Source organism: Microbacterium sp. M1A1_1b, from assembly GCF_053345565.1.
Window position 1 is genome coordinate 119056 of the sequence record NZ_JBKFAJ010000001.1, and the last position, 25462, is coordinate 144517.

Sequence of the window (25462 nt, forward strand, 5' to 3'; positions counted from 1 at the left end):
CAGCATCCTTTAAATGCCGTCCTGAGAGGCGGGGAAGGAGGTCGGCGTGGGTACCAGAACGGTCCTGCAGCAGTCCGACATCACGCGTGCTCTGACACGCATCGCGCACGAGGTCCTCGAAGCCAACCACGGTGGCTCGGACCTGGTGCTGCTCGGCATCCCGACCCGCGGTGCCGTCCTGGCCGAGCGACTCGGCCGCATCCTGGCCGACATCGAGCCCGAGTGGGCCTCGGCCCGCGGTGGCATCGGCACCGAGCGGGTGGGCGCACTCGACGTCACGATGCACCGCGACGACCTGGGCCACGGCATCGGTCGCGCACCGCACCGCACCACGATCCCGGCCGGTGGCATCGACGGCAAGGTCGTCGTGCTCGTCGACGACGTGCTGTACTCGGGCCGCACCGTCCGGGCAGCGCTCGACGCCCTACAGGGCATCGGTCGCCCCCGGGCCGTCCGGCTCGCGGTCCTGGTCGACCGCGGGCACCGCGAACTCCCGATCCGCGCCGACCACGTCGGCAAGAACCTGCCGACGGCGTCCGACGAGCGGGTCACGCTCCGGCTGACCGAGACCGACGGCACCGACGAAGTCGTGATCGAGCAGACCGAGCGGGGGACCGGCGCATGAAGCACCTGCTCTCCACCGCCGACCTGTCCCGTGCCGACGCGGTGCACATCCTCGACGTCGCCGAGGAGATGGCCGAGGTGAACCAGCGCGAGGTCCGCAAGCTGCCGGCCCTGCGCGGCAAGACCGTCGTCAACCTGTTCTTCGAGGACTCCACGCGCACGCGCATCTCGTTCGAGGCCGCCGCCAAGCGCCTGTCCGCCGACGTCATCAACTTCGCCGCGAAGGGCTCGAGCGTCTCGAAGGGCGAGTCGCTCAAGGACACCGTGCAGACGCTCGGCGCGATGGGCATCGACGGGATCGTGATGCGCCACGGTGCGTCGGGCGCCCCGCGGGTGCTGGCGGACGCGGACTGGATCGACGTCCCCGTGGTGAACGCCGGCGACGGCACGCACGAGCACCCCACCCAGGCGCTCCTCGACGCCTTCACGATGCGTCGCCGCCTGCACGGCACCGACTCGCGGGGCCAGGGACTCGACGGTGTGCGGGTCCTGATCGTCGGCGACGTGCTGCACAGCCGCGTCGCCCGCAGCAACGCCTGGCTGCTCCGCACGCTCGGCGCACACGTCACGTTCGTCGCGCCCCCGACGCTGCTGCCCGCGGTCGACCGGCCGTTCGGCGCCGCGGTGCACCACGATCTCGACGCGGCACTGGCCGAGGACCCGGACGTCGTGATGACGCTCCGGATCCAGCAGGAGCGGATGCACGACGCGTTCTTCCCGAACGAGCGCGAGTACACCCGCCACTTCGGGCTGACGGCGTCCCGCGCCGCACGACTGTCGGAGCGCACGCTGATCATGCACCCGGGACCGATGAACCGCGGGCTCGAGATCGCCGGCGTCGCCGCGGACGACCCCCGCTCCACGGTCGTCGAGCAGGTCGCGAACGGCGTCAGCGTCCGCATGGCCGTCCTGTACCTGGCGCTGACCGGGAACGACACGAAGCCGACCGGGAACGACACGAAGGAGTCCGTCGCATGACCACCCACCTCATCCGCGGCGCGCAGCTCGTCGACGGCTCGCGTGCCGACATCCGTCTGGAGGGCCGGGTGATCCGAGCGGTCGGGTCCGGTCTCGACGCGGCCGGCGCCACGATCGTGGACGCGGACGGCCTGATCGCCCTGCCCGGTCTCGTGGACCTGCACACCCATCTGCGCGAGCCCGGTGCCGAGGAGTCCGAGACGGTGCTCTCCGGCTCGCGTGCCGCGGCCGTCGGCGGCTTCACCGCCGTCAACGCGATGGCGAACTCCAGCCCCGTGGCCGACACGGCCGGGGTCGTCGAGCAGGTGCAGGCCCTGGGCGAGGATGCCGGCTACGTCACCGTCCGGCCGATCGGCGCGGTCTCGCAGGGACTGCGGGGAACACACCTGTCCGAGATCGGCGCGATGGCGACCTCGCGCGCCCGGGTCCGGGTGTTCTCCGACGACGGGTCGTGCGTGTCCGACCCGCTGCTGATGCGCCGCGCGCTCGAGTACGTCAAGGGCTTCGGCGGGGTCCTCGCGCAGCACGCACAGGAGCCCCGGCTGACCATCGGCGCGCAGATGAACGAGGGCCGCCTGTCCGCCGAACTCGGCCTGGCCGGGTGGCCGGCCGTGGCCGAAGAGGCGATCATCGCCCGCGACGTGCTGCTCGCCGACCACGTGGGCGCCCGGCTGCACGTCTGCCACGTCTCGACGGCCGGCAGCGTCGAGGTCATCCGCTGGGCCAAGTCCCGCGGCATCGACGTCACGGCCGAGGTGACCCCGCACCACCTCGTGCTGACCGAGGACCTGATCGCCGGGGTCGACGGTGCCGCCGGGTACGACGCCCGGTACAAGGTGAACCCGCCGCTCCGTGCCCGCGAGGACGTGGACGCCCTGCGCGCGGCACTCGCCGACGGCACGATCGACATCGTCGCCACCGACCACGCCCCGCACACGTCCGAAGCCAAGTGCTGCGAGTGGCCCGCGGCGGCGAACGGCATGGTCGGGCTCGAGTCCGCGCTGAGCGTCGTGCACGCCGCGGTCGTCGAGCCCGGGCTGCTGGACTGGGCCGACGTGGCGCGCGTGCTGTCGAGCGCTCCCGCCCGCATCGGACAGGTCGCCGGTCACGGGCAGGCCATCGCTGCCGGAGCTCCGGCCGAGCTCACGCTGTACGACCCGGCCGCCACGCGCACGTTCAGCGTCGCCGACCTGGCCGGCCAGTCGCAGAACTCGCCCTACCTGGGGATGCCGTTGCCCGGTCGGGTCGTCGCGACCTTCCACCAGGGGTACCCGACCGTGCTCGACGGCGCACTGCTCGACGCCGAGACCGTCGCCGCACACGCCGTGGCGGCCCGCTCCGAGCAGGTGCCCGCATGAGCGGTGACACGGCACGCTGGCTGCTCGGCGTGGTGATCCTGCTCGCCGTGGTCGCGCTGTTCGTCGCCATGGCGCGCACCTGGCGGACGCGCGCCAGGAAGCAGACGGAAGCCGTGCCTCCCGTCCGTGTGCCGGACGACCCCGGGACGCTGGTCGGATCGTGGGACGGGTTCTCCGTCGCGACGACCCGCGCCGACGAACCCCTCGAACGGATCACGGCCGGCGGGCTCGGGTTCCGCGGCCGCGGCGGCGTGACGGTGTACACGGACGGCGTCGCGCTGCACCTCGCCGGAGCGGACGACCGCTGGGTCGCCGCCGACCACCTGCGCGGTGCCGACCGCGCCACGTGGGCCATCGACCGGGTGGTCGAGCCCGGGGGACTGGTCCGTCTGCGATGGACGGCGACCGGCGCCGCAGGTGCGACGGACCTCGACACCTACTTCCGGTTCCCCGAGGACGACCGAGCACCGCTCGTCGCCCTGCAGGAACTGTCGACGAAGCACAACCACCCGCACACCGCGGGCGAAGGGACGAACTGATGACACGCGAACGGGCCGTGCTGGTCCTCGAGGACGGCACCCGACACGACGGCTGGGCCTACGGCGCCCGCGGACGCACCCTCGGCGAGGTGGTGTTCGCGACCGGGATGACCGGCTACCAGGAGACCCTGACCGACCCGTCCTACGCCGGGCAGATCGTGGTGCAGACCGCGCCGCACATCGGCAACACGGGTGTGAACGACGAGGACCCGGAGTCCCGCCGCATCTGGGTCGCCGGGTACGTCGTCCGCGACCCCAGCCGCGTGGTGTCCAACCACCGCGCCACCGCGTCGCTCGACGACCACCTGGTCCGTGACGGCATCGTCGGGATCTCCGGCATCGACACCCGGGCCGTGACCCGGCGCATCCGCGACGCTGGCGCGATGAAGGGCGGCGTGTTCAGCGGGGCCGACGCGGCGTTGCCTGCCGACGAGCAGCTGGCCGCCGTCCGCGAGCAGGTCGACATGGCGGGGCAGAGCCTGTCCGCCGCCGTGTCCACCGACACCGAGTACGTCGTCGACGCCGTCGGCGAGCAGATCGGCACGCTGGCGGTGCTGGACCTCGGCGTCAAGGCGTCGACCACGCGGTACCTCGCCCAGCGCGGCTTCGCGGTGCACGTCCTGCCGCAGGACGTCGACATCCACCGCCTGCGCGAGCTCGACCCGGACGCCCTGTTCTACTCGAACGGCCCCGGTGACCCCGCGGCCTCGGACGCCCAGGTCGAACTGCTGCAGGAGAGCCTGCGCGACGGCCGTCCGTTCTTCGGGATCTGCTTCGGCAACCAGCTGCTCGGACGCGCACTCGGCTTCGGCACCTACAAGCTGCCCTTCGGCCACCGCGGCATCAACCAGCCGGTGCTCGACACCACGACGGGCAAGGTCGAGATCACGAGCCAGAACCACGGCTTCGCGGTGGACGCCCCCGTCGGCCAGGTCCTCGAGTCCCCGAGCGGCTTCGGCCGGGTCGAGGTCTCGCACTACTCGCTCAACGACGACGTGGTCGAGGGCCTGCGCGCGCTCGACATCCCCGCGTTCAGCGTGCAGTACCACCCCGAGGCCGCCGCCGGACCGCACGACAGCATGTACCTGTTCGACCGCTTCCGCGACATGGTGCTCGCCCGCCGCAACGGCACCGGGCTCGATGCCGCAACCGCCGACGCCACCACCCCCGCCGCCGACGTCACGAAGGAGGGCAACTGATGCCCAAGCGCCCCGACATCTCGTCCGTCCTGGTCATCGGCTCCGGCCCGATCGTCATCGGTCAGGCCGCCGAGTTCGACTACTCCGGCACCCAGGCCTGCCGCGTGCTGCGTGCCGAGGGCATCCGCGTGATCCTGGTCAACCCGAACCCGGCGACGATCATGACCGACCCGGACTTCGCCGACGCCACCTACATCGAGCCGATCACGAACGCGTCGATCGAGGAGATCATCCGCATCGAGCAGCCGGACGCGATCCTGCCGACGCTCGGTGGCCAGACCGCACTCAACGCGGCGATCGCACTCGACGAGGCCGGCATCCTGGCGAAGCACGGGGTCGAGCTCATCGGCGCGAAGGTCGACGCCATCCAGCGCGGCGAGGACCGCCAGCTCTTCAAGGAACTCGTGCTCGAGTCCGGTGCCGACGTCGCGCGCAGCCACATCGCCCACACGCTGGAAGAAGCGAAGGAGTTCGCGAAGGACCTCGGCTACCCGCTGGTCGTCCGTCCGTCCTTCACGATGGGCGGGCTCGGGTCGGGCTTCGCGTACAACGAGGCCGACCTCGTCCGCTTCGTCGGTGACGGCCTGCAGTCGAGTCCGACGACCGAGGTCCTGCTCGAGGAGTCGATCCTGGGGTGGAAGGAGTACGAACTCGAGCTGATGCGCGACAACTTCGACAACACCGTCGTGGTCTGCTCGATCGAGAACGTCGACCCGGTCGGCGTGCACACCGGTGACTCGATCACCGTCGCGCCCGCGCTGACGCTGACCGACCGCGAGTACCAGAACATGCGCGACATCGGCATCGACATCATCCGTCGCGTCGGTGTCGACACCGGTGGCTGCAACATCCAGTTCGCGGTGGACCCGTCGAACGGCCGGATCATCGTGATCGAGATGAACCCGCGTGTCTCGCGCTCGAGCGCCCTGGCGTCGAAGGCGACGGGCTTCCCGATCGCCAAGATCGCCGCCAAGCTGGCGATCGGCTACCGGCTGGACGAGATCCAGAACGACATCACCCGGGTGACCCCGGCGAGCTTCGAGCCGACGCTCGACTACGTGGTCGTGAAGACCCCACGGTTCGCGTTCGAGAAGTTCCCCGCCGCCGACGCCACCCTGACCACCACGATGAAGAGCGTCGGCGAGGCGATGGCCATCGGCCGGAACTTCACCACGGCGCTGCAGAAGTCGCTGCGCTCGCTCGAGCAGCGCGGGTCGAGCTTCCACTGGGACACCCCGGCGGCCGAGCTCGACAAGGACGCCCTGCTCGAGAAGTCGAAGGTCCCGACCGATGGGCGCATCGTCACGGTGCAGCAGGCCCTGTACGCCGGTGCGACGGTGGAAGAGGTCTTCGCCGCGAACGCGATCGACCCGTGGTACCTCGACCAGATCGTGCTGATCAACGAGGTCGCGGCCGAGGTCCGGGACGCCGCCGAGCTCGACGCGGACACGATCCGCTTGGCGAAGGAGCACGGCTTCAGCGACGTGCAGATCGCCTCGCTGCGCAGCACCGCCGACCGGCCGGTCACCCAGCAGCAGGTGCGCGACACCCGGCACCAGATGGGCATCCGTCCGGTGTTCAAGACGGTGGACACGTGTGCCGGTGAGTTCCCGGCCCTGACGCCGTACCACTACTCGTCCTACGACACCGAGACCGAGGTCGCTGCGTCGGACCGCAAGAAGGTCGTCATCCTGGGCTCCGGGCCGAACCGCATCGGCCAGGGTGTCGAGTTCGACTACTCGTGCGTGCACGCGTCCTTCGCGCTGAGCGACGCCGGGTTCGAGACGATCATGATCAACTGCAACCCCGAGACGGTCTCCACCGACTACGACACCTCGGACCGGCTGTACTTCGAGCCGCTGACCACCGAGGACGTCCTCGAGGTCATCCAGGCCGAGGCGGCATCCGGCGAGCTGGTCGGCGTCGTCGTCCAGCTCGGCGGTCAGACGGCCCTCGGGCTCGCGAAGCCGCTCGAGGCCGCGGGCATCCCGATCCTCGGCACCAGCCCGACGGCGATCGACTCCGCCGAGGAGCGCGGGCAGTTCTCCGCCATCCTCGACGCGGCGGGGCTGCTCGCTCCGCGCAACGGCACCGCGCACGACCTCGACAGCGCGACCGCGGTGGCCGAGGGGATCGGCTACCCGGTCCTCGTCCGCCCGTCGTTCGTTCTCGGTGGCCGCGGCATGGAGATCGTCTACGACTCGAGCGCGATGGCCGACTACTTCGCCCGGATGGCCGACCAGGCGATCATCGGCCCGGAGCTGCCCCTGCTGGTCGACCGGTTCCTCGACGACGCGGTGGAGATCGACGTCGACGCCCTGTTCGACGGTGAGCGTCTGTACATCGGCGGGATCATGGAGCACATCGAAGAGGCCGGCATCCACTCCGGTGACTCCTCGTGCACCCTGCCGCCGGTCGGTCTCGGCCGCGGCGAGATCCAGGCGGTCGTGGACGCGACCGAGAAGATCGCGCGTGGCATCGGCGTGCGGGGACTGCTGAACGTGCAGTTCGCGATCGCGGCGGGCGTGCTCTACGTGCTCGAGGCGAACCCGCGCGCCAGCCGCACCGTGCCGTTCGTCTCGAAGGCGCTCGGCATCGCGCTGGCCAAGGCCGCCGCCCGGATCATGACCGGCACCTCGGTCGACGCCCTGGTCGCCGAGGGGCTGCTGCCCGAGCGTGACGGCGCCTTCGTCCCGGCGCAGGCGCCCGTCGCCGTGAAGGAGGCCGTGCTGCCCTTCCGGCGCTTCCGCACGGTCGAGGGCCAGGTCGTCGACTCGGTGCTCTCCCCGGAGATGCGGTCCACCGGCGAGGTCATGGGCATCGACCGTGACTTCCCGCGGGCGTTCCTGAAGTCGCAGATCGCGGCGTACGGCGGTCTGCCGACGAGCGGCACGGTCTTCGTGAGCGTCGCCGACACCGACAAGCGCGCGATCGTGCTGCCGGTGCACCGCCTGCAGCAGCTCGGCTTCACGATCACCGCGACCGAGGGCACGGCCGAGGTGCTGCGGCGCAACGGCATCCTGGTCGACGTGGTCGGCAAGTACAGCCAGGGCGGCGAGAGCGTCGTCGACCTGCTGGCCCGCAACGAGGTCGACATCGTGATCAACACGCCGAGCGGCGCGTCGGGTCGCGCGGACGGCTACGAGATCCGTGCGGCGACCGTCGCCGCGGACAAGCCGCTGTTCACGACGATCGCCCAGCTCGGTGCGGCCGTCGCGGCGATCGAGACGATCGGCACCGCGCACAGCGTCCGCAGCCTGCAGGACTACGCGCTCGAGCGGGCGGGCTGGTGACGTCCACCCCGACGGGAGGCCCGGCACCGTTCGGCGTCCGGCTCGCGGCCGCCATCGGGTCGCGGTCGGCCCTGTGCGTCGGGATCGACCCCCATGCCGCCACCCTGGCGGCGTGGGGGCTCGGTCGTGACGAAGCCGGTCTGACCGCGTTCGGCCGCGTGCTGGTGGACGCGGCCGTCGGCCGCGCCGCCGTGGTGAAGCCGCAGGTCGCGTTCTTCGAGGCCGCGGGGGTGGCCGGCTACCGTGCGCTCGACGCGACGATCCGTCGGGCACGCGATGCGGGCCTCCTGGTCGTCGCCGACGTCAAGCGGGGCGACATCGGCAGCACCGGTGACGACTACGCCCTGGCGTGGCTGGACCGCGACGGGCCGTTCGGGGCCGACGCGATGACGGTCTCGCCGTACCTGGGCTACGGCTCGCTGCACGGGACGATCGACGTCGCGCGTGCCAACGGTGCCGGCGTGTTCGTCCTGGCCGCGACGAGCAACGCCGAGGCCCGTGTGCTGCAGACGGCCGTGCTCACCGAGGGGCCGCGCGCCGGACGGAGCGTGGCGGCCGGTATCGTTCTGGACGTGGCAGACGACAACCCGGCCGTGGCCGACCAGCGCATCGGGGACGTCGGGCTCGTGCTCGGCGCCACCCTCGACCTGACGGACTTCGGCATCGACGAGCACGAGATCGGGACGGCACCCGTGCTCGCGCCCGGGTTCGGCGCGCAGGGTGCCCGGATCGAGGACCTCCGCGCGCTGTACGGGTCGCGTGCCGAGCAGGTCCTGGTCAGCGAGTCCCGCGGGCTGCTCGGTGACGGGCCCGACGGTGTCACGGCGCGCGTGACCGACCGCGCCGACCGCATCCGCGCCGCACTCACGACCACCGGATCCGCCGCATGAGCGACGACCGCGCGCACCTGCCCGCCCACCGCAACCCGCCCGAGGTCGACCGGGCCGCAGCGGCTCGTGCCGCCGTGGCAGCGCGACGCGCCCGGGCCGCGGTGAAGTCCCAGGTCGCCTCGGGAGAGCGTTCGGCCCTCGACGTGGCCCGTGCTGCATGGAGCGACGACGACACGGCCACCGCCGAGAAGACCCTGCGCGTCCGTGACCTGTTGACCAGCCTGAGCGGCATCGGTCCGGCGCGTGCCGAGACGGTGATGGGCGCGCTCCGGATCGCGCCGTCGAAGCGGCTCGGTGGGCTGGGAACCCGACAGCGTGGCGCGCTGTCCGACTGGTTGGCCGCCCGGGGTGGCAAGCGTGGGACGTCGAAGCTCGTCGTGCTGGCCGGACCCACCGCGGTCGGCAAGGGCACGGTCAGTGCGCACATCCGGCAGCACTTCCCGGACGTCAACCTGAGCGTGTCGGCCACCACCCGGAAGCCCCGTCCGGGCGAGGTGGACGGCGTGCACTACTACTTCGTCGACGATGCCGAGTTCGACCGGATGATCCGCGACCGCGAGCTGCTCGAGTGGGCGACCGTGCACAACTCGTACCGGTACGGCACGCCCCGCCCGCCGATCGACCGCGCGCTCGACGCCGGCGACAAGGTCATGCTCGAGATCGACCTGCAGGGTGCCCGGCAGGTCCGCGACGCCATGCCCGAGGCGGTCCTGGTGTTCCTGCTGCCGCCGACGTGGGAGGAACTCGTGCGGCGGCTCATCGGCCGCGGCACCGAGTCGGGCGAAGAGCAGGCCCGTCGGCTCGAGACGGCCAAGGTCGAACTCGCCGCCCAGGACGAGTTCGACGTGCGGATCGTGAACTCGGATGTCGGCACCGCGGCACGACAGGTCGTAGACTTGTTCACTGCGCCCTAGCCGGGAGCGCCCTGTACCCATCGGGTGCGACACGAACGTTGACAGGAGACACCATGGCCAACCCCCAGGGCATCATCGACCCGCCCATCGACGACCTGCTGTCCAAGGTCGAGTCGAAGTACGCGCTCGTCATCTTCGCGTCGAAGCGTGCGCGCCAGATCAACGACTACTACGCCGACCTGCACGAGGGCTCGCTCTTCGACAACGTCGGTCCGCTCGTCGACTCGACGATCGACGACAAGCCGCTGTCGGTGGCCCTCCACGAGATCAACGAGGACAAGCTCACCGTCACCAAGCAGCAGCCGCAGCCCACCGTCTGAGCCCGGTGACGTCCAGCACGCTGCGCCTGTTCACGTCCGAGTCGGTGACCGAAGGCCACCCCGACAAGATCTGTGACCAGATCTCGGACACCATCCTCGACGCGCTGCTGGCCGTCGACCCGCACGCTCGGGTCGCGGTCGAGACGATGGTCACGACCGGGCTCGTGCACGTCGCGGGCGAGGTCACGACCTCGGGCTACGTCGAGATCCCGAAGCTGGTCCGTGACGTCATCACGGGCATCGGGTACAACTCGTCCGAGGTCAGCTTCGACGGTGCCACGTGCGGCGTCGAGGTGTCGATCGGTGCACAGTCGCCGGACATCGCGCAGGGCGTCGACGAGTCGCTGGACTCGCGTTCGGGCGCCGGTGTCGACCCGCTCGACCGCCAGGGTGCGGGCGACCAGGGGATCATGTTCGGGTTCGCCACGAACGAGACCCCCGAGTACATGCCCGTCGCGATCTGGCTGGCGCACCGCCTGGCCGAGCGACTGGCCGCGGTCCGCAAGTCGGGCGAGCTGCCCTTCCTGCGCCCGGACGGCAAGACCCAGGTGACGGTCGGGTACGACGGCGTCGTGCCGAAGACCGTCGAGACCGTCGTCGTGTCGACGCAGCACTCCCCGTCGGTCACGCTCGACGACCTGACCGCGGCGATCACCGAGCACGTGATCCGTCCCGTGCTCGACCTGGTCGAGCTCGACTCCGCGCACGTCGAGGTCATCGTGAACCCCACCGGTCGGTTCGAGATCGGTGGGCCGCAGGGCGACGCCGGACTCACCGGTCGCAAGGTCATCGTCGACACGTACGGTGGGGCGTCCCGCCACGGTGGCGGCGCGTTCAGCGGCAAGGACCCGTCCAAGGTCGACCGGTCCGCTGCGTACGCGCTGCGATGGGTGGCGAAGAACGCCGTCGCCGCGGGGCTCGCCGACCGGCTCGAGGTACAGGTCGCCTACGCGATCGGCCGCGCCAAGCCCGTGGGCCTGTACGTCGAGTCCTTCGGCACCGGGCACGTCGACGACGCCACGATCGAGGCCGCCATCGCCCAGGTGTTCGATCTGCGTCCCGCGGCGATCATCCGTGACCTGGACCTGCTCGTGCCGCGGTACGCGCAGACCGCGACGTACGGCCACTTCGGCCGTGAGCTCCCCGGGTTCACCTGGGAGCAGCTCGACCGCGTCGACGAACTCCGCCAGGCCGCAGGACTCGTCACCGCCGCCGTCTAGGGCACCGTGTGACCACCGTCGCGCGCGTCGTCCTGGACTCGCCGCTCCCGCAGCTCGACCGGCTGTTCGACTACCGGGTGCCGGACGAGCTGCAGGACGCGTGCGTGCCCGGGGTCCGGGTGAAGGTGCCGTTGCGCACCGGGGCTCGGATCTCCGACGCGTACGTCGTCGAGGTGGTCTCCGAGGGGGACTGGCCGGGTGAGCTGAGCGCGATCGAGACGCTCGTCAGCCCCGTGCCGGTGCTCGCGCCGGAGATCTGGAAGCTCGCGCGCGCCGTTGCGGACCGCGCGGCCGGTGTCGCCTCGGACGTGCTCCGACTCGCGGTGCCGACACGGCAGGTCCGAGCCGAGAAGGCCTGGCTGGCACGCAACCCCGACCACGTCCCCGACCCGGTGGTCCCGCCGGCGGTCACGGGCTACGCGCCCGGCGTGGTCGAGGACACCCTGGCCTCGAACGGTCGCGCGGCGGTGTCGGCGATCCCGCACCCGGTGCAGCTCGACGTCGAGGGCGGTGACCCTGTGTGGGTGCCCGGCTGGGCGGCGACCCTGGCCCAGGCCGCTGCGCGCACGGTCGCGGGGGAGCGTTCGGCGGTGATCGCGGTGCCGGACTTCCGCGACCTCACGGACCTCGAGCGCGCGCTGCTCGCGGTCCTGCCGTCCGACCGGGTGGTCCGGTTCGACGCCAAGCAGACGAACGGGCAGCGGGCCAAGGCACTGCTGCGGGCGCGGACGCACGCGGTCGTCGCGATCGGCAACCGGACGGCGATGTACGCGCCCGCCGACGACCTCGGGCTGATCGCGATGTGGGACGACGGCGACGCGTCCTTCATCGAACCACGGGCCCCCTACGTGCACACGCGCGACGTCGCACTCGTGCGGGCAGCGCAGTCCGGGGCCGCACTGCTGTTCCTGGCGCACGCCCGCAGCACCGACGTGCAGCGGCTCGTCGAGCTGCACTGGCTCGACGACGTCACGCCGTACCGGGCTGCCGTGCCGAAGGTCATCCCGACCCTGCAGCAGGCCTCGGCCGAGGGGTTCGCCGCCCAGGCACGGATCCCGAGCAGCGCCTGGCGTGCCGCGCGCGAGGCCAGTCGCGTCGGGCCGGTCCTGGTGCAGGTCGCCAGCCCCGGCTTCGGCACCGGACTCGTCTGCGCCGACTGTGGCGAGCGAGCGCACTGTCGGGTCTGCGGGGGACCGCTCGGCAGCCCCACGCACGGCGCCGTCCCGCAGTGCCGCTTCTGCGGTGCGCTGGCCGTCGGGTACCGCTGCCCGACGTGCGGCGGCGGCAAGCTCAAGCCCGTCGGGCAGGGGGCGCAGCGGACCGCGGACGAACTCGGCCGGGCGTTCCCGGGCACCCGGATCGTGGTTGCCGACGGCTCACGGCCGATCGACGAGGTCCCGGCGCAGCCGGCGGTCGTCGTGGCGACGCGCGGGGCCGAGCCCTCGACACCGGGCGGGTTCGCGTGCGTGCTGCTGCTCGACGGCGAGCGGATGCTGGCGCGCGAGGGCCTGCGCGTGCAGGAAGAGGTGCTGCGCTTCTGGACGAACGCGGCCGCCAAGGGCGCACCGGGGGCCGAGACCTACCTGGTCGGGATCGGCGGCCGGCTGGCCACGGCGCTGGCGCTCTGGAAGCTCGACGGACCCGCCCACGACGAGCTGGTCGACCGCCGCGAACTCCTGTTCCCGCCGGCGGTCCGTGTCGCCACCCTGACCGGCACCGAGCAAGCGGTGACGGCAGCGGTCGAGGCCCTGGGCGAGGCCCCGGTCGGGCCGGTGCTCGGGCCGGTCCCGGTCGACGACCCCACGCCGGACACCGTCCGGGCGATCGTGCGGTTCCCCTACGCGCACGGTGCCGAGGTGGCGGCGACGCTCAAGGCCGAGGTGATCCGGCGGTCGTCGACCCGGCGGGTGCTGCCCGGCGGCAACCGCCGACGGGCCGCACCGGCGCTGCGGGTCCGACTCGACGACGCCGAGCCGTTCTCCGAGGTCTGACCAGCAGGGTCCCGTCAGGCGCGCGCGGCCGGCCGCGTCCCGACCCGGGGCAGCAGCACACCGAGCGCGACCATGCCGCCCGACAGCAGCAGGTGCAGCCAGTTGTCCGCGGTGTTCAGCGGCACGAAGTTGGCACCGGAGTCGTGGCCCGCGGTGAAGAGCCCGTAGACGAACAACACCAGGTAGACGATGCCGCCGATGACCAGGTACATGCGGGACCCGGTCGCCTGGGTCGCCGCGACCAGCCCGACCACACCGAACAACAGGTGGACGACGTTGTGCAGCACGGACACCTGGAACAGCCCGAGCAGCATCGCCATCGAGCCGTGCCCGGCGCCTGCGAGCGACCCGGTGGTCAGGCCGGGGACGAACCCCGCGATCCCGACGAGCAGGAACACGACCCCGACGACGAGCGTGGCCTTCTGGATGGAGGAACCCGCGTACCGGGTGCTGGAGGTGAGGACGTCTGCCATGCATGCGAACGTACCCATGCGCCGACGGACCCGTTCCGATGTGGAAGGGTGGGGGTGAGCGATCACGAGTCGCTCACCAGCAGACCCACGACGAGGTGGACGCATGCGCGCGTTGTACAAACCCGAGGCCGCACCCGGCCTGGTGATGACCGAACGACCCGATCCGGTCCCGACCGAGGACGAGGTCCTGATCCGCGTGCTGCGCACCGGGATCTGCGGCACCGACCTGCACATCCGGCGGTGGGACGACTGGGCGGCCTCGGCGGTCACGGCACCGCTCGTCCCCGGGCACGAGTTCTGCGGCGAGGTGGTCGAGGTCGGTCCGGCCGTGCGCGACGTCGCGGTCGGTGACCTGGTCTCCGGCGAGGGACACATCGTGTGCGGCACGTGTCGGAACTGTCGCGCCGGTCGCCGGCAGATGTGCATCCGCACCAGGGGCCTCGGGGTCCAGCGCGACGGCGCGTTCGCCGAGCTGCTGACCCTGCCCGGTGCGAACGTCTGGGTGCACCACGGTCCGGTCGACCCCGAGGTCGGTGCGCTGTTCGACCCGCTCGGCAACGCGGTGCACACGGCCCTGGCGTTCCCGGTGGTCGGTGAGGACGTGCTGGTCACCGGCTGCGGCCCGATCGGTCTGATGGCGATCGCCGTCGCCCGGCACGCGGGTGCCCGGTTCGTCGTCGGCACGGACGTCAGCGCGAACCGGCTCGCGATGGCCACGGACATGGGCGCCGACCTGGCCGTCGACGTCCGCGGCACCGCGACGCAGACCCCCGCCGACGTGGTCCGCGGGGCGCAGCACACGCTGGGGATGCGCGAGGGCTTCGACGTGGGCTTCGAGATGTCCGGTGCGCCGAGTGCCCTGCCGTCGATGGTCGCGAACATGAACCACGGTGGCCGGATCGCGATGCTGGGGTTGCCGTCGAGTGCGATCGCGGTGGACTGGGGGCTCGTCGTCACGCACATGCTCACGGTGAAGGGCATCTACGGCCGCGAGATGTTCGAGACGTGGCAGACCATGAGCTCGATGCTGCAGAGCAGCAGCACCCTGCGCGACCGGATCGGGTCCCTGGTGACCGAGCGGTTCCCGGCACGACAGTGGGAGCGGGCGTTCGACGCAGCAGCAACGGCAGACGGCGGCAAGGTCGTCATCGACTGGACGGAGATCTAGGTGTACGGCGCGATCAAGGACCACCTGGCGGGCGAGCTCACCGGCATCGAGGCAGCGGGGCTGACGAAGCACGAGCGGGGGATCACGGGGCCGCAGCGTGCGTCGATCCACGCCGACGGTGCCGAGCTGCTCAACTTCTGTGCGAACAACTACCTGGGGCTGGCGGACTCCCCGGACCTGGTCGAGGCGGCGAAGGACGCCCTCGACCGCTGGGGCTACGGGATGGCCAGCGTGCGGTTCATCTGCGGCACGCAGGACCTGCACCTCGACCTGGAACGCCGGGTGTCGGCCTTCCTGGGCACCGAGGCGACCATCCTGTACTCGTCGTGCTTCGACGCGAACGGCGGCCTGTTCGAGGTGCTGCTCGGAGCCGAGGACGCGATCATCTCGGACGAGCTCAACCACGCCTCGATCATCGACGGCGTCCGGCTCAGCAAGGCGCAGCGCTTCCGCTACCGCAACCGCGACGTGCAGGACCTCGAGGCGCAGCTCGTCGCGGCGGGAGACGCCCGGTTCCGCGCGATCGTGACCGACGGGGTGTTCTCGATGGACGGCTCGATCGCTCCGCTGGCGGCGATCTGCGACCTCGCCGAGCAGTACGACGCGCTCGTCATCGTCGACGACTCGCACGCGGTCGGTTTCGTCGGCGAGCACGGCCGCGGGACGCCCGAGCTGTGCGGCGTCGCGGACCGTGTCGACGTGTACACGGGGACGTTCGGCAAGGCGCTGGGTGGCGCGTCGGGCGGGTACGTGTCGAGCCGGCAGGAGATCGTGGACCTGCTGCGCCAGCGCTCCCGCCCGTACCTGTTCTCGAACGCGCTCGCACCCGTGATCGTCGCGGGGACGGTCGCGGCGCTGGACCTCATCGAGCGGTCCGACGACGCCCGGGCCCGGCTCGTGCACAACGCCGAGCGCTTCCGGAGCGCGATGACCGAGGCCGGGTTCGACCTGCTGCCCGGCGAGCACCCGATCGTGCCGGTGATGTTCCACGACGCGGCGCTGACGGCACGCATCGCGACCGAGATGCAGGCGCGCGGCGTGTACGTCACGGCTTTCAGCTACCCGGTGGTGCCGACGGGGCGGGCGCGGATCCGGGTCCAGCTGTCCGCCGCCCACACGGACGAGCAGATCGACGCCTGCGTCCGGGCGTTCACCGCGTCCCGCGCGGCGGTGACGACGACCTGAGGCATGGGAGGATCGGGGCCATGCGTCTCGTCGTCGCCGGCAGCCCCGCTGCGGCCGTCCCCACCCTCCGTCGGCTCGCGGCCTCGGACCACGAGATCGCCGCGGTGCTGACGCGCCCGCCGACACCGCAGGGCCGCAAGCGGGTCCTGACCCCGACCCCCGTCGCCCAGGCAGCGGCCGAGCTCGGCCTGCCCGTGATCCAGGCCGTCCGCGTCGACGACACGGTCACCGCGCAGCTCGCCGACCTCGACGTCGACCTGGGGGTCATCGTCGCCTACGGGGCGCTGCTCCGACGCGCCGCGCTCGACACCCCGCGGCACGGCTGGATCAACCTGCACTTCTCCGACCTGCCGGCGTACCGCGGTGCGGCTCCGGTCCAGCGCGCCGTGATGGCCGGTGACACCCGCACCGCGGCCACGGTCTTCCAGCTGGTCGAGGCCCTCGACGCCGGCCCGGTGTTCGCGTCCGAACCGTTCACCATCGACCCGGAGGCCACCGCCGGCGACGTGCTCGCCGCGATGGCCGAGACGGGCGCCGAGGTCGTCGCGCACGTCGTCGACGGCATCGCGGACGGCACCGCGATCGCCACCGAGCAGATCGGCGAACCGACCACCGCGCCGAAGACCACGATCGAGGACGGCCACGTCGACTTCGCCCGGCCCGCCGCAGCGGTGCACGCGCACGTCCGCGGGGTCACGCCCGAGCCCGGCGCCTTCGCGCACCTGGGCGACACGCGCGTCAAGCTGCTGCGCGCAACGCGCTCCCTGCCTGGAGGCCCGGAGCAGTCCGCCCCGTCGCTCGCGCCGGGCGCGCTGACGGTGCAGAACGGCCTGCTGCTGGTCGGCACCGCCGACGGTCCGCTGGTGCTCACCGAGGTGCAGCCCGCGGGCAAGAAGCCGATGGACGCCGCCGCCTGGGCCCGGGGCCTCGGCGCGCTCGACGGGAAGGTCCTGGCATGAGCCCCCACCAGCATCGCGAGCAGCCGTCGCGCACGGTGCGCGGCCCGAGTGCCCGTCGCGTGGCGTTCGACGTCATCCGGGCGGTGCAGGTCGACGACGCCTACGCGAACCTGCTGCTGCCCACGCGCATCCGACGCGCCGCCCTGTCACCCCGTGACGCCGGGTTCGCCACCGAACTCACCTACGGCACCATCCGGATGATCGGCCGGTACGACGCCGTCATCGAGGCCGCCTCCGGACGCCGGGTCGCGAACGTCGAGGCCGACGTGCTCGACGTGCTGCGCCTGGGGGTCCACCAGCTGCTCGCGATGCGCACGCCGACGCACGCAGCGGTCTCGGCGACCGTCGAGCTGACTCGCGAGGTCGGCGCCCACCGCGCCACGGGGTTCGTCAACGCCGTGATGCGCAAGGTCGCCGCGAAGACCCCAGGGGAGTGGGACACGGAGATCACCCGCGGACTGACCGGCGACGAGCTCCTGGCCACGCGCTGGTCGCACCCCGCCTGGGTGGTGGCGTCGTTGCGCGATGCCCTGGCGGCAGAGCGGTCCCGTGACGAGCTCGTCGCGCTGTTGGCGGCCGACGACGTCGCTCCGCGCGTCCAGCTCGCCGCACTGCCCGGTCTCGCGACCGACGCCGACGTCGCCGAGGTGACCGCGGTCGTGCGGGCGACCCCGGATGGCGAGCAGCATGTCGACGCAGCGCAGGACGACGACGCGGCCGCACCCGGGCCTCCTGTCCGGACCGATGCGGACGCCGTGGCGGACGCCCACGTCGCCCCGGACGCCGACTCCCTGCCGGTCTCGCCCGTCGGGATCCGCGGCGTGACCGGCGACCCCGCCCGGGTGCCCGGGGTCGCGGCGGGTCGGTTGCGCGTGCAGGACGAGGGATCGCAGCTGGCGGCGCTCGCGCTGAGCCGGTCGTCCGCCGTCCGCGCGGGGGAGCGGTGGCTGGACCTGTGCGCCGGGCCCGGGGGGAAGGCCGCACTGCTGGCGGCCGAGGCGGCCCAGGGCGGTGCGACGCTCGTCGCGAACGAGCTCGTCCCGGCACGTGCCGGGCTGGTGCGGCAGGCCCTCGCCCAGTTCGGCGACACGGTCACGGTCATCGAGGGCGACGCCCGTCGGTACGGGCAGGACGGCGCCGGCGTGACCTACGACCGGGTATTGCTCGATGCGCCGTGCACCGGCCTCGGCGCGCTGCGACGTCGACCGGAGGCCCGGTGGCGCAAGGTCCCCGAGGACGTCCAGGAACTCGCCGAGCTGCAGCGGGAGCTGCTCGACGCCGCCGTGCGCGTGCTGGCCCCGGGCGGCACCCTGGCGTACGTCACGTGTTCGCCGCACCTGGCCGAGACGCGCGGGCAGGTCGACGCCCTGATGGCCCGGCACGGCGACGTGCTCGAGCAGGTCGACACCGCGGCGGTCGTGCGGTCGGTCGCTGCCCGGGACCCGCAGGTCGCGGACGGCATGACCGCGCAGCTCTGGCCGCACCGGGTGGGCACCGACGCGATGTTCATCGCGCTGTTCCGCCGGGTGTGACACGCCGTCCGCGCCTCGTCGGCGCGGTCGGCCGTGCACTCACTCGACGCGGAAGTCGAACCCGTCCCTGCGGGCGAGCCGCCCGGCGGCACGGACGAAGCGCAGGCCCTTGCCGGTCGTGCCCTCGGGGCTCGTGACGGTCTGCTCCTCGGCCTCGCGGATCCGCCACGCCATGTCCGTGCCGCGGGCGTCGTAGGCGACGCGCTCCATGGCCTCGACGACGTGCTTCTCGGCGTCCGTGGCCGTCTGACGGGCCGAGTGGTCCGGCGTGTCAGCGGCGGCGTCACCCCGCACGCTGCCCGCGGCCGTGAGCAGGACGGTGCCGGCGGCCGTCACACCTGCCAGGGCGTCGGCGTGGGTGAGTCCGAGCCCGCCGGACATCACCAGCTCGAGGTCCATCGTGACGGGCGTGCCGTGGTCCAGTCGCGCCAGTCGGATCTGCCCCCGGCCGCCGCCGTTGGTCCAGCGCACCACGTCGCCGTGCGTCAGGAAGAGCGCGAAGTCCAGGACCTCGAGCACGTCCTGCTGGTTCCGGATCACGTCGGTCAGCGGGGCACCGTCGTCCCCGGCGAACGTGACCTGCACGAGGATGGACTCTGGCTGAACATCCGTCATGTCCGCAGCCTACGGGTGGAACGGGCTGCGGAGGAAGACGCACTTGCGACCAGGGTGCGCCGCTCGCCCGTTCGTGATATGTTGGTGGGACAAGACCGGTTCCGCCTGCTGCTGCAGGTCCAGGGCCGGTCCTCTTCGTTCGAGGGGGGCGTTCATGGGGCGGACGAAGCCCTTCCAGACCTACGACCAGCAGCTCCATCGCCTGCAGGAGCGGGGCCTGCACGTCGACGACCGCGAGTGGGCACTGGACTGGCTCGAGCGCCGCAGCTGGTCTCGTGGCTCCGCGCGTTGAACATCGTCCGGAACGCCTGCGCGCACCACGGCCGTCTGTTCAACCGCGTGTACTCGAAGCGCCCGAAGCTGCCAGCCCCTGGTCTGGTCCCGGCCCTCGATGCGATCGCTCCGGTGACCAACCGGGCCTTCGGACAGCTGTCGTTGTTGCAGTACCTCCGCGGTGCGCTCGAGCTCGGACCGGACGCCGACCTCATCCGTGTCCTGGGATCGTGGCCGGCGACCGGACAGGTGCCACTCACGGTGACCGGGGCTCCAGACGACTGGAGGTCGTCCCCACTGTGGCACTGAGCCGTGGTCGGTAGGGTTGGCGGGTGACGATCCGCATCTCGCCGAGCATCCTGTCCGCCGACTTCGCGAACCTCGAGCGAGAGCTCGAGCGCATCGCCACCGCTGACATGGTGCACGTCGACGTCATGGACAACCACTTCGTGCCGAACCTGACCCTGGGGCTGCCGATCGTGGAGCGCCTGCAGCAGGTCTCGCCCGTCCCGCTCGACGTGCACCTGATGATCACCGACGCCGACACGCAGGCACCGAAGTACGCGGAGACGGGCGCTGCGAGCGTCACGTTCCACTACGAGGCAGCGACGGATGCGCTGGCCACGGCTCGCGCCATCCGGTCGAACGGTGCCCGTGCCGCCGTCGCGGTGAAGCCCGGCACGTCGATCGCCCCCGTGCTGGCCCACCTGGACGCGTACGACATGATCCTCGTCATGACGGTGGAGCCCGGGTTCGGCGGGCAGTCCTTCATGGCCGACGTGATGCCGAAGCTCGCCGACGCCCGGGCAGCGGTCGACGCGTCGGGGCTCGACGTGTGGCTCGAGGTCGACGGCGGCATCGCGGTCGACACCGTCCCGACCGCGGTGCGGAACGGTGCGGACACGCTGGTCGCGGGATCGGCGGTCTACGGCGGTGAACCGGCGTCGCGCATCCAGGACCTCCGCGACGCGGCGCACCGTGCCCTCGCGGGACGGTAGCCTGGGAGCGTGAAGACGTTCGACGACCTGTTCGCGGAGCTGACCGACAAGGCCGCCACGCGCCCCGAGGGCTCCGGCACCGTCGCCGAACTCGATGCCGGCGTGCACCAGATCGGCAAGAAGATCGTGGAAGAAGCGGCCGAGGTCTGGATGGCGGCCGAGTACGAGGGCGACGAGCGCACCTCGGAAGAGATCTCCCAGCTCGTCTACCACCTGCAGGTCCTGATGATCGCCAAGGGCCTGACCCCGGCGGACGTCTGGCGACATCTGTAGGACGCGCCCCGGCGCACCCGACAGAACCGTCACCCGACCCAGCCGACCAGAAAGCAGACCCTGATGCTCCGCATCGCCGTGCCCAACAAGGGCTCACTCTCCGAGACCGCCTCCGAGATGCTGCGCGAGGCCGGGTACGCCGGCCGCCGCGACCCGAAGGCCCTCCACCTGCTCGACGAGCGCAACGGCGTCGAGTTCTTCTTCCTGCGACCGCGGGACATCGCCACCTACGTGGGGTCCGGCGCGCTCGACGTCGGGATCACGGGCCGCGACCTGCTGCTCGACTCCGGGTCCCAGGCGCACGAGGTCGACGCGCTCGGGTTCGCCGACTCGACGTTCCGGTTCGCCGGCACGCCTGGTCGCTACAGCGACCTGCAGGACCTGGACGGCGTCCGGGTCGCGACGAGCTACCCCGGTCTGGTCGGCGAGTTCCTGGGGCGTCACGGCGTGACCGCCACGCTCGTCAAGCTCGACGGTGCGGTCGAGAGTGCGGTGCGCCTGGGGGTCGCCGACGCGGTGGCCGACGTCGTCTCGACGGGCAGCACGCTCCGTGCCGCGGGCCTCGAGATCTTCGGACCGGTCATCCTCGAGTCGACGGCGCTGCTCATCAGCACCGACGAGACCATCCCCGGCATCGACGTCCTGCGCCGCCGGCTGCAGGGTGTCCTGGTCGCGCGCGGCTACGTGATGCTCGACTACGACATCCCGACCGACCTGCTCGAACAGGCGACGGCCGTCGCCTCGGGCATCGAGTCGCCGACGGTGTCGCCCCTGCACGGGCGGGACTGGTCCGCGGTGCGCGTGATGATCCCGCGCGACGACGCGAACCTGATCATGGACGCGCTGTACGACCTCGGCGCCCGCGCGATCCTGGTCAGCCCGATCCACGCCGCACGCCTGTGACCGACGTCACGAGCACCGCTGCCGCAGGTCGTGGCGGGGTCGCCGTCCGCGTCGTGCCGTGCCTGGACGTCTCGGGTGGCCGCGTCGTCAAGGGCGTGAACTTCCTGGACCTGCAGGACGCCGGCGACCCGGTCGAACTCGCCGCGCGCTACTACGAGCAGGGAGCCGACGAACTGACGTTCCTCGACGTGGGGGCCACCGTCGAGAACCGATCGACCATGTACGACACCGTCACCCGGACGGCCGAGCAGGTCTTCATCCCGCTCACGGTCGGCGGCGGCGTGCGCAGTGTCGACGACGTCTCGCGGCTGCAGCAGTGCGGCGCGGACAAGATCGGTGTGAACAGCGCCGCGATCGCCCGCCCCGACCTGGTGGGGGAGATCGCCGACCGGTTCGGCGCCCAGGCCGTCGTCCTGTCGCTCGACGTCAAGCGGTCCGACCGGATGCGCTCCGGCTTCGTCGTCACGACACACGGCGGGCGCACCGAGTCCGACCTCGACGCGATCCAGTGGGCCACCGAGGCGGTCGAGCGTGGCGCCGGCGAGCTGCTGGTCAACTCGATCGACGCCGACGGCACGAAGAACGGCTTCGACCTCGAGCTGGTCCGTGCCGTCCGCGCGGTGTCGAGCGTCCCGGTGATCGCCTCGGGCGGCGCCGGGCGGGTCGAGCACTTCGCACCCGCCGTCGACGCCGGCGCGGACGCCGTGCTCGCGGCGAGCGTGTTCCACCGCGGCGAGATGACCATCGGCGACGTCAAGGACGCCCTGCGGGAGTCCGGGCACGCCGTACGCTAGGAGCCTGATGACCGACAGCACCAGCACCATCACCGAAGCGGTCCTCGACCGCGCGCACTTCGGGGCGGACGGGCTGCTCCCGGCAGTCGTGCAAGAAGAATCGTCGAAGGACGTCCTCATGCTCGGCTACATGGACCGCGAAGCCCTCCGCCGCACCCTGACCGAGGGGCGGGTGACCTTCTGGTCCCGCTCGCGGCAGGAGTACTGGCGCAAGGGCGACACCTCCGGTCACGCCCAGTACGTGCGTGCGGCGGCGCTGGACTGCGACGACGACACCCTGCTGGTCACCGTCGAACAGGTCGGAGCGGCCTGCCACACCGGTGCGCACCGCTGCTTCGACGTCGACCCGCTCGACCCGGTCACGGCGTCCGCGCAGGCAGCCCCGGCTGCGGCTGCGGCTCCTGTGGTCGACAGCCCGGCGGCCGACGCGACGGAGGCGACCCGATGACCACGACGACCCCCGCGCCCGCCGCAACGGTCCCCGACAAGCCGCACACGACCTCCCGTCCGGAGTTCGACGACCTGGTGGCCGACGGCCACCGCGTCGTCCCCGTCGTCCGTGCGCTCTACGCCGACAGCGAGACGCCCGTCGGCGTCTACCGCAAGCTGGCCGACGGCCGCCCCGGGTCGTTCCTGCTCGAGTCCGCCGGCCAGGGCGGCCTGTGGTCCCGCTGGTCCTTCGTCGGTGTGCGCAGCTTCGGCGTCCTGACCCAGGACGGCGACCGCGCCGCGTGGATCGACACCGGGATGAGCGCCGACCGCGCCGTCGGCTCGCTCGACGGACAGCCGCTCGAGGTCCTGGCACGACTGCACGAACGCTGGGCCACGCCGCGCGTCCCCGGCACGCCGCCGCTGGTCGGCGGCATGGTCGGGTTCATCGGATGGGAGGCCGTCCGCCAGCTCGAACACCTGCCGGACGTCCCCGCAGCCGACTTCGACGTGCCCGGACAGTCGCTGGCCTTCGTCGCCGAGATGGTCGCGCTGGACCACCGGACCGGCCTGGTCCTGCTGGTCGCGAGTGCGCTCAACGACGGCACCGACGACGCCGATGCGATGTGGACCGGCGCCCAGGAACGCCTCGACCGCATGCAGGCCGACCTGGTGCAGCCGACCGTCGCCACCGTGGCACAGGCCTTCGACATCGCCGAGCCGACCCCCACGCACCGCTCCACACCGGACGAGTACATGGCGTCCGTGGTGCGTTCGAAGGACTTCATCCGCGACGGCGACGTGTTCCAGGTCGTCATCTCACAGCGGTTCGACCACCGGGTCACGGCCGACCCGCTCGACGTGTACCGGGTCCTGCGCACGCTGAACCCCAGCCCGTACATGTACTTCCTGTCGCTGCAGGACACCGCGGGCAAGCCGTTCTGGATCGTCGGCGCGTCACCCGAGGCGCTCGTCAAGGTGCAGGGCGGCCGTGCCATCACACACCCGATCGCCGGTTCGCGTCCGCGTGGGGCGACCCCGGAAGAGGACGTCCGCTTCGGCGAGGACCTGCTCGAGGACCCGAAGGAACGTGCGGAGCACCTGATGCTCGTCGACCTTTCCCGCAACGACCTGCAGAAGGTCTGCGAGCCGGGCACCGTCGCGGTCACGGAGTTCATGACGGTCGAGCGGTTCAGCCACATCATGCACCTGGTGTCGAGCGTCGAGGGGCAGATCCGACCGGACCAGTCGGCCATCGACGTCTTCCGCGCGACGTTCCCCGCAGGCACACTGTCGGGTGCGCCGAAGCCGCGCGCGCTGCAGATCATCGACGAGCTCGAGCCCGCCACGCGCGGGGCGTACGCCGGGGTCGTCGGGTACTTCGACTTCGCCGGGGACGCCGACCTGGCGATCGCGATCCGCACGGCCCTGATCCAGGACGGTGTCGCCCACGTGCAGGCCGGTGCCGGGCTCGTCGCCGACTCCGACCCCGCGACCGAGCACGCCGAGGCCGTCAACAAGGCCGCGGCACCGCTCCGCGCGGTCGCCACCGCGAACCAGATGCGCGAGGTGCGCTCGTGAAGCGCTTCCGGTCACGACCGATGGTCGTCCTGGCCGGGCTGGTCGTCGCCGGCATCGTCATGCTGTCGTGGACCCAGACCTGGTTCACCGTGCACCTGGACGCGGCCGCAGCGGTGTCGTCGACCGTCGTGGCCGACGGTTCCGCGGCCGTTCCGCAGTTCACCGCGTTCGCCATCGCGTCGCTCGCGCTGTTCCTGGCGATGACCATCGCCGGGCGCATCGTCCGCGTGGTGCTGGCCGTGATCCAGGTCCTGCTCGGCGTCGGCATCGTCGTCTCCGGCATCAGTGCGCTCGCGGACCCGGTCGGTGCCGCGAAGGGCGCGATCGGTGACGTCGCCGGGGTGAGCGACCTGTCCGCCGTGCGCCGTGTCGTGACCAGCGTGGACGTGTCCGCGTGGCCCGTGGTCGGGATCGCCGGCGGTGTGCTCGCCGTGCTGCTCGGTGTCGTCGTGCTGATCGTGCAGGGCTCGTGGCCCGGTCCCAGCCGCAAGTACGCCGCATCGCCGGAGGCCACCGCGCCGAAGGTGCCCGTCCAGCGCGACGCGATCGTCGACTGGGACGACCTGAGCGCGGGCGTCGACCCGACCGACGCCGCCGTGACCGACCCGTCCGCACCCCGCACCGTGTCCGGGTCGGCCCCGACCGACGCGGTAGGATCGGAGACGCGCCGTTCGACCGACAGCGCACCCGACCACGAGGAGCACCGTGAGCACCACTGAGCCCGCAGAACTCGGCGAAGGCCACTCGCCGGCAGCCTGGACGTCCGTCATCATCATGCTGGTGGGCTTCACGATCGGGACGCTGTGCTTCTGGTTCGACCTGGCCTGGGGTGTCTGGGCCGCGGCGGGCATCGTCGTCGTCGGACTCATCGTCGGTTGGGTGATGGGTCGTGCCGGCTACGGCGTCAACGGCCCGAAGTTCGTCCCCAAGCACCACAACGAGTAGGTCGCGCA

Annotated in this window: 27 protein-coding genes; 25 read left to right on the forward strand and 2 right to left on the reverse strand. The window is 71.9% G+C overall.

Annotated features, from left to right (window positions below; all coding sequences use genetic code 11):
* Window positions 1-46: 46 nt before the first annotated feature.
* The 11 genes from pyrR to ACLBWP_RS00590 are packed head-to-tail and all read left to right on the forward strand — an operon-like array spanning window position 47 to window position 13326.
* Window positions 47-625, forward strand: a complete 579-nt coding sequence (pyrR, locus tag ACLBWP_RS00540; protein WP_243562016.1) for a bifunctional pyr operon transcriptional regulator/uracil phosphoribosyltransferase PyrR — start codon at window positions 47-49, stop codon at window positions 623-625.
* Window positions 622-1602 carry an aspartate carbamoyltransferase catalytic subunit gene (locus ACLBWP_RS00545; protein ID WP_243562017.1) on the forward strand — a complete coding sequence of 327 codons (981 nt, stop codon included), beginning with the start codon at window positions 622-624 and terminating at the stop codon, window positions 1600-1602. The genes pyrR and ACLBWP_RS00545 overlap by 4 nt, the downstream gene beginning before the upstream one ends.
* A complete protein-coding gene (locus ACLBWP_RS00550) occupies window positions 1599-2960 on the forward strand; it encodes a dihydroorotase (protein ID WP_447653627.1) in 1362 nt (453 codons plus the stop codon). Before ACLBWP_RS00545 ends, ACLBWP_RS00550 begins: the two co-directional genes overlap by 4 nt.
* Window positions 2957-3499: a PH-like domain-containing protein gene (locus tag ACLBWP_RS00555; RefSeq protein WP_447653628.1), complete on the forward strand. Its 543-nt coding sequence runs from the start codon at window positions 2957-2959 to the stop codon at window positions 3497-3499. Before ACLBWP_RS00550 ends, ACLBWP_RS00555 begins: the two co-directional genes overlap by 4 nt.
* Window positions 3499-4698, forward strand: a complete 1200-nt coding sequence (gene carA / locus ACLBWP_RS00560) for a glutamine-hydrolyzing carbamoyl-phosphate synthase small subunit (protein WP_243562020.1) — start codon at window positions 3499-3501, stop codon at window positions 4696-4698. The genes ACLBWP_RS00555 and carA overlap by 1 nt, the downstream gene beginning before the upstream one ends.
* Window positions 4698-7991 carry a carbamoyl-phosphate synthase large subunit gene (gene carB, locus ACLBWP_RS00565; RefSeq protein ID WP_447653629.1) on the forward strand — a complete coding sequence of 1098 codons (3294 nt, stop codon included), beginning with the start codon at window positions 4698-4700 and terminating at the stop codon, window positions 7989-7991. The genes carA and carB overlap by 1 nt, the downstream gene beginning before the upstream one ends.
* Window positions 7988-8881 carry an orotidine-5'-phosphate decarboxylase gene (gene pyrF, locus ACLBWP_RS00570; protein WP_447653630.1) on the forward strand — a complete coding sequence of 298 codons (894 nt, stop codon included), beginning with the start codon at window positions 7988-7990 and terminating at the stop codon, window positions 8879-8881. Before carB ends, pyrF begins: the two co-directional genes overlap by 4 nt.
* A complete protein-coding gene (gene gmk / locus ACLBWP_RS00575) occupies window positions 8878-9795 on the forward strand; it encodes a guanylate kinase (protein ID WP_243562023.1) in 918 nt (305 codons plus the stop codon). The genes pyrF and gmk overlap by 4 nt, the downstream gene beginning before the upstream one ends.
* Before the next feature lie 53 nt (window positions 9796-9848).
* Window positions 9849-10115, forward strand: coding sequence for a DNA-directed RNA polymerase subunit omega (rpoZ, locus tag ACLBWP_RS00580; RefSeq protein ID WP_056124209.1), 267 nt, complete (start codon window positions 9849-9851; stop codon window positions 10113-10115).
* A gap of 5 nt (window positions 10116-10120) precedes the next feature.
* Window positions 10121-11335: a methionine adenosyltransferase gene (metK, locus tag ACLBWP_RS00585; protein WP_243562024.1), complete on the forward strand. Its 1215-nt coding sequence runs from the start codon at window positions 10121-10123 to the stop codon at window positions 11333-11335.
* 8 nt (window positions 11336-11343) lie between these two features.
* Complete coding sequence (locus tag ACLBWP_RS00590) at window positions 11344-13326, forward strand: primosomal protein N' family DNA-binding protein (protein ID WP_447653631.1); 1983 nt, start codon at window positions 11344-11346, stop codon at window positions 13324-13326.
* A 14-nt stretch (window positions 13327-13340) separates the two neighbouring features.
* On the opposite strand, the gene ACLBWP_RS00595 is transcribed toward ACLBWP_RS00590, so the two are convergent.
* A complete protein-coding gene (locus tag ACLBWP_RS00595) occupies window positions 13341-13799 on the reverse strand; it encodes a DUF4383 domain-containing protein (protein WP_447653632.1) in 459 nt (152 codons plus the stop codon).
* 103 nt (window positions 13800-13902) lie between these two features.
* On the opposite strand from ACLBWP_RS00595, the gene tdh reads away from it, so the two are divergent.
* Genes tdh through ACLBWP_RS00615 form a run of 4 tightly spaced genes read left to right on the forward strand, consistent with a single transcriptional unit; the run spans window position 13903 to window position 18643 of the window.
* On the forward strand, window positions 13903-14967 hold the full coding sequence (gene tdh / locus ACLBWP_RS00600; RefSeq protein WP_447653633.1) for an L-threonine 3-dehydrogenase: 1065 nt from the start codon (window positions 13903-13905) through the stop codon (window positions 14965-14967).
* Window positions 14968-16152, forward strand: coding sequence for a glycine C-acetyltransferase (locus ACLBWP_RS00605; protein ID WP_447653634.1), 1185 nt, complete (start codon window positions 14968-14970; stop codon window positions 16150-16152). It abuts the gene before it with no gap.
* A 20-nt stretch (window positions 16153-16172) separates the two neighbouring features.
* Window positions 16173-17111, forward strand: a complete 939-nt coding sequence (gene fmt, locus ACLBWP_RS00610; protein ID WP_447653635.1) for a methionyl-tRNA formyltransferase — start codon at window positions 16173-16175, stop codon at window positions 17109-17111.
* The gene (locus tag ACLBWP_RS00615; RefSeq protein ID WP_447653636.1) at window positions 17108-18643 is read left to right on the forward strand and encodes an RsmB/NOP family class I SAM-dependent RNA methyltransferase; all 1536 of its coding nucleotides are present in this window, start codon (window positions 17108-17110) and stop codon (window positions 18641-18643) included. The genes fmt and ACLBWP_RS00615 overlap by 4 nt, the downstream gene beginning before the upstream one ends.
* A gap of 39 nt (window positions 18644-18682) precedes the next feature.
* On the opposite strand, the gene ACLBWP_RS00620 is transcribed toward ACLBWP_RS00615, so the two are convergent.
* Window positions 18683-19258, reverse strand: a complete 576-nt coding sequence (locus ACLBWP_RS00620) for a hypothetical protein (RefSeq protein WP_447653637.1) — start codon at window positions 19256-19258, stop codon at window positions 18683-18685.
* 154 nt (window positions 19259-19412) lie between these two features.
* Here ACLBWP_RS00620 and ACLBWP_RS00625 point away from each other — a divergent pair, with 154 nt between their 5' ends.
* The 10 genes from ACLBWP_RS00625 to ACLBWP_RS00670 all read left to right on the forward strand — a co-directional run bounded on the left by ACLBWP_RS00625 (window position 19413) and on the right by ACLBWP_RS00670 (window position 25454).
* Entirely contained in the window at window positions 19413-19550 is a 138-nt protein-coding gene (locus tag ACLBWP_RS00625) for a hypothetical protein (RefSeq protein WP_447653638.1), read from the forward strand.
* Window positions 19547-19840 (forward strand): hypothetical protein, encoded by a 294-nt coding sequence (locus ACLBWP_RS00630; RefSeq protein WP_447653639.1) that lies wholly within the window; start codon window positions 19547-19549, stop codon window positions 19838-19840. Before ACLBWP_RS00625 ends, ACLBWP_RS00630 begins: the two co-directional genes overlap by 4 nt.
* A gap of 23 nt (window positions 19841-19863) precedes the next feature.
* A complete protein-coding gene (gene rpe / locus ACLBWP_RS00635) occupies window positions 19864-20529 on the forward strand; it encodes a ribulose-phosphate 3-epimerase (protein ID WP_243562033.1) in 666 nt (221 codons plus the stop codon).
* Between the two features lie 9 nt (window positions 20530-20538).
* Window positions 20539-20802 carry a phosphoribosyl-ATP diphosphatase gene (locus ACLBWP_RS00640; protein ID WP_243562034.1) on the forward strand — a complete coding sequence of 88 codons (264 nt, stop codon included), beginning with the start codon at window positions 20539-20541 and terminating at the stop codon, window positions 20800-20802.
* A 63-nt stretch (window positions 20803-20865) separates the two neighbouring features.
* A complete protein-coding gene (gene hisG, locus ACLBWP_RS00645; protein ID WP_243562035.1) occupies window positions 20866-21705 on the forward strand; it encodes an ATP phosphoribosyltransferase in 840 nt (279 codons plus the stop codon).
* Window positions 21702-22499, forward strand: coding sequence for an imidazole glycerol phosphate synthase subunit HisF (gene hisF, locus ACLBWP_RS00650; protein ID WP_243562036.1), 798 nt, complete (start codon window positions 21702-21704; stop codon window positions 22497-22499). Before hisG ends, hisF begins: the two co-directional genes overlap by 4 nt.
* Window positions 22500-22506: 7 nt before the next feature.
* Window positions 22507-22947 carry a phosphoribosyl-AMP cyclohydrolase gene (gene hisI, locus ACLBWP_RS00655; protein ID WP_447653640.1) on the forward strand — a complete coding sequence of 147 codons (441 nt, stop codon included), beginning with the start codon at window positions 22507-22509 and terminating at the stop codon, window positions 22945-22947.
* Window positions 22944-24509 carry an anthranilate synthase component I gene (locus ACLBWP_RS00660; protein ID WP_447653641.1) on the forward strand — a complete coding sequence of 522 codons (1566 nt, stop codon included), beginning with the start codon at window positions 22944-22946 and terminating at the stop codon, window positions 24507-24509. Before hisI ends, ACLBWP_RS00660 begins: the two co-directional genes overlap by 4 nt.
* A complete protein-coding gene (locus ACLBWP_RS00665; protein ID WP_447653642.1) occupies window positions 24506-25228 on the forward strand; it encodes a Trp biosynthesis-associated membrane protein in 723 nt (240 codons plus the stop codon). Before ACLBWP_RS00660 ends, ACLBWP_RS00665 begins: the two co-directional genes overlap by 4 nt.
* A complete protein-coding gene (locus ACLBWP_RS00670) occupies window positions 25215-25454 on the forward strand; it encodes a DUF6704 family protein (RefSeq protein ID WP_243562040.1) in 240 nt (79 codons plus the stop codon). The genes ACLBWP_RS00665 and ACLBWP_RS00670 overlap by 14 nt, the downstream gene beginning before the upstream one ends.
* Window positions 25455-25462: the final 8 nt, after the last annotated feature.

Bases quoted from the DNA above. Each gene is read 5' to 3' on its own strand.
- ACLBWP_RS00660 (WP_447653641.1), top strand. From the start codon at position 22,944: ATGACCACGACGACCCCCGCGCCCGCCGCAACGGTCCCCGACAAGCCG.
- tdh (WP_447653633.1), top strand. From the start codon at position 13,903: ATGCGCGCGTTGTACAAACCCGAGGCCGCACCCGGCCTGGTGATGACC.
- carA (WP_243562020.1), top strand. From the start codon at position 3,499: ATGACACGCGAACGGGCCGTGCTGGTCCTCGAGGACGGCACCCGACAC.
- ACLBWP_RS00625 (WP_447653638.1), top strand. From the start codon at position 19,413: ATGGGGCGGACGAAGCCCTTCCAGACCTACGACCAGCAGCTCCATCGC.
- hisI (WP_447653640.1), top strand. From the start codon at position 22,507: ATGACCGACAGCACCAGCACCATCACCGAAGCGGTCCTCGACCGCGCG.
- fmt (WP_447653635.1), top strand. From the start codon at position 16,173: ATGCGTCTCGTCGTCGCCGGCAGCCCCGCTGCGGCCGTCCCCACCCTC.
- ACLBWP_RS00545 (WP_243562017.1), top strand. From the start codon at position 622: ATGAAGCACCTGCTCTCCACCGCCGACCTGTCCCGTGCCGACGCGGTG.
- carB (WP_447653629.1), top strand. From the start codon at position 4,698: ATGCCCAAGCGCCCCGACATCTCGTCCGTCCTGGTCATCGGCTCCGGC.
- rpoZ (WP_056124209.1), top strand. From the start codon at position 9,849: ATGGCCAACCCCCAGGGCATCATCGACCCGCCCATCGACGACCTGCTG.
- ACLBWP_RS00595 (WP_447653632.1), bottom strand. From the start codon at position 13,799: ATGGCAGACGTCCTCACCTCCAGCACCCGGTACGCGGGTTCCTCCATC.
- ACLBWP_RS00620 (WP_447653637.1), bottom strand. From the start codon at position 19,258: ATGACGGATGTTCAGCCAGAGTCCATCCTCGTGCAGGTCACGTTCGCC.
- ACLBWP_RS00615 (WP_447653636.1), top strand. From the start codon at position 17,108: ATGAGCCCCCACCAGCATCGCGAGCAGCCGTCGCGCACGGTGCGCGGC.
- hisG (WP_243562035.1), top strand. From the start codon at position 20,866: ATGCTCCGCATCGCCGTGCCCAACAAGGGCTCACTCTCCGAGACCGCC.
- gmk (WP_243562023.1), top strand. From the start codon at position 8,878: ATGAGCGACGACCGCGCGCACCTGCCCGCCCACCGCAACCCGCCCGAG.
- ACLBWP_RS00550 (WP_447653627.1), top strand. From the start codon at position 1,599: ATGACCACCCACCTCATCCGCGGCGCGCAGCTCGTCGACGGCTCGCGT.
- ACLBWP_RS00555 (WP_447653628.1), top strand. From the start codon at position 2,957: ATGAGCGGTGACACGGCACGCTGGCTGCTCGGCGTGGTGATCCTGCTC.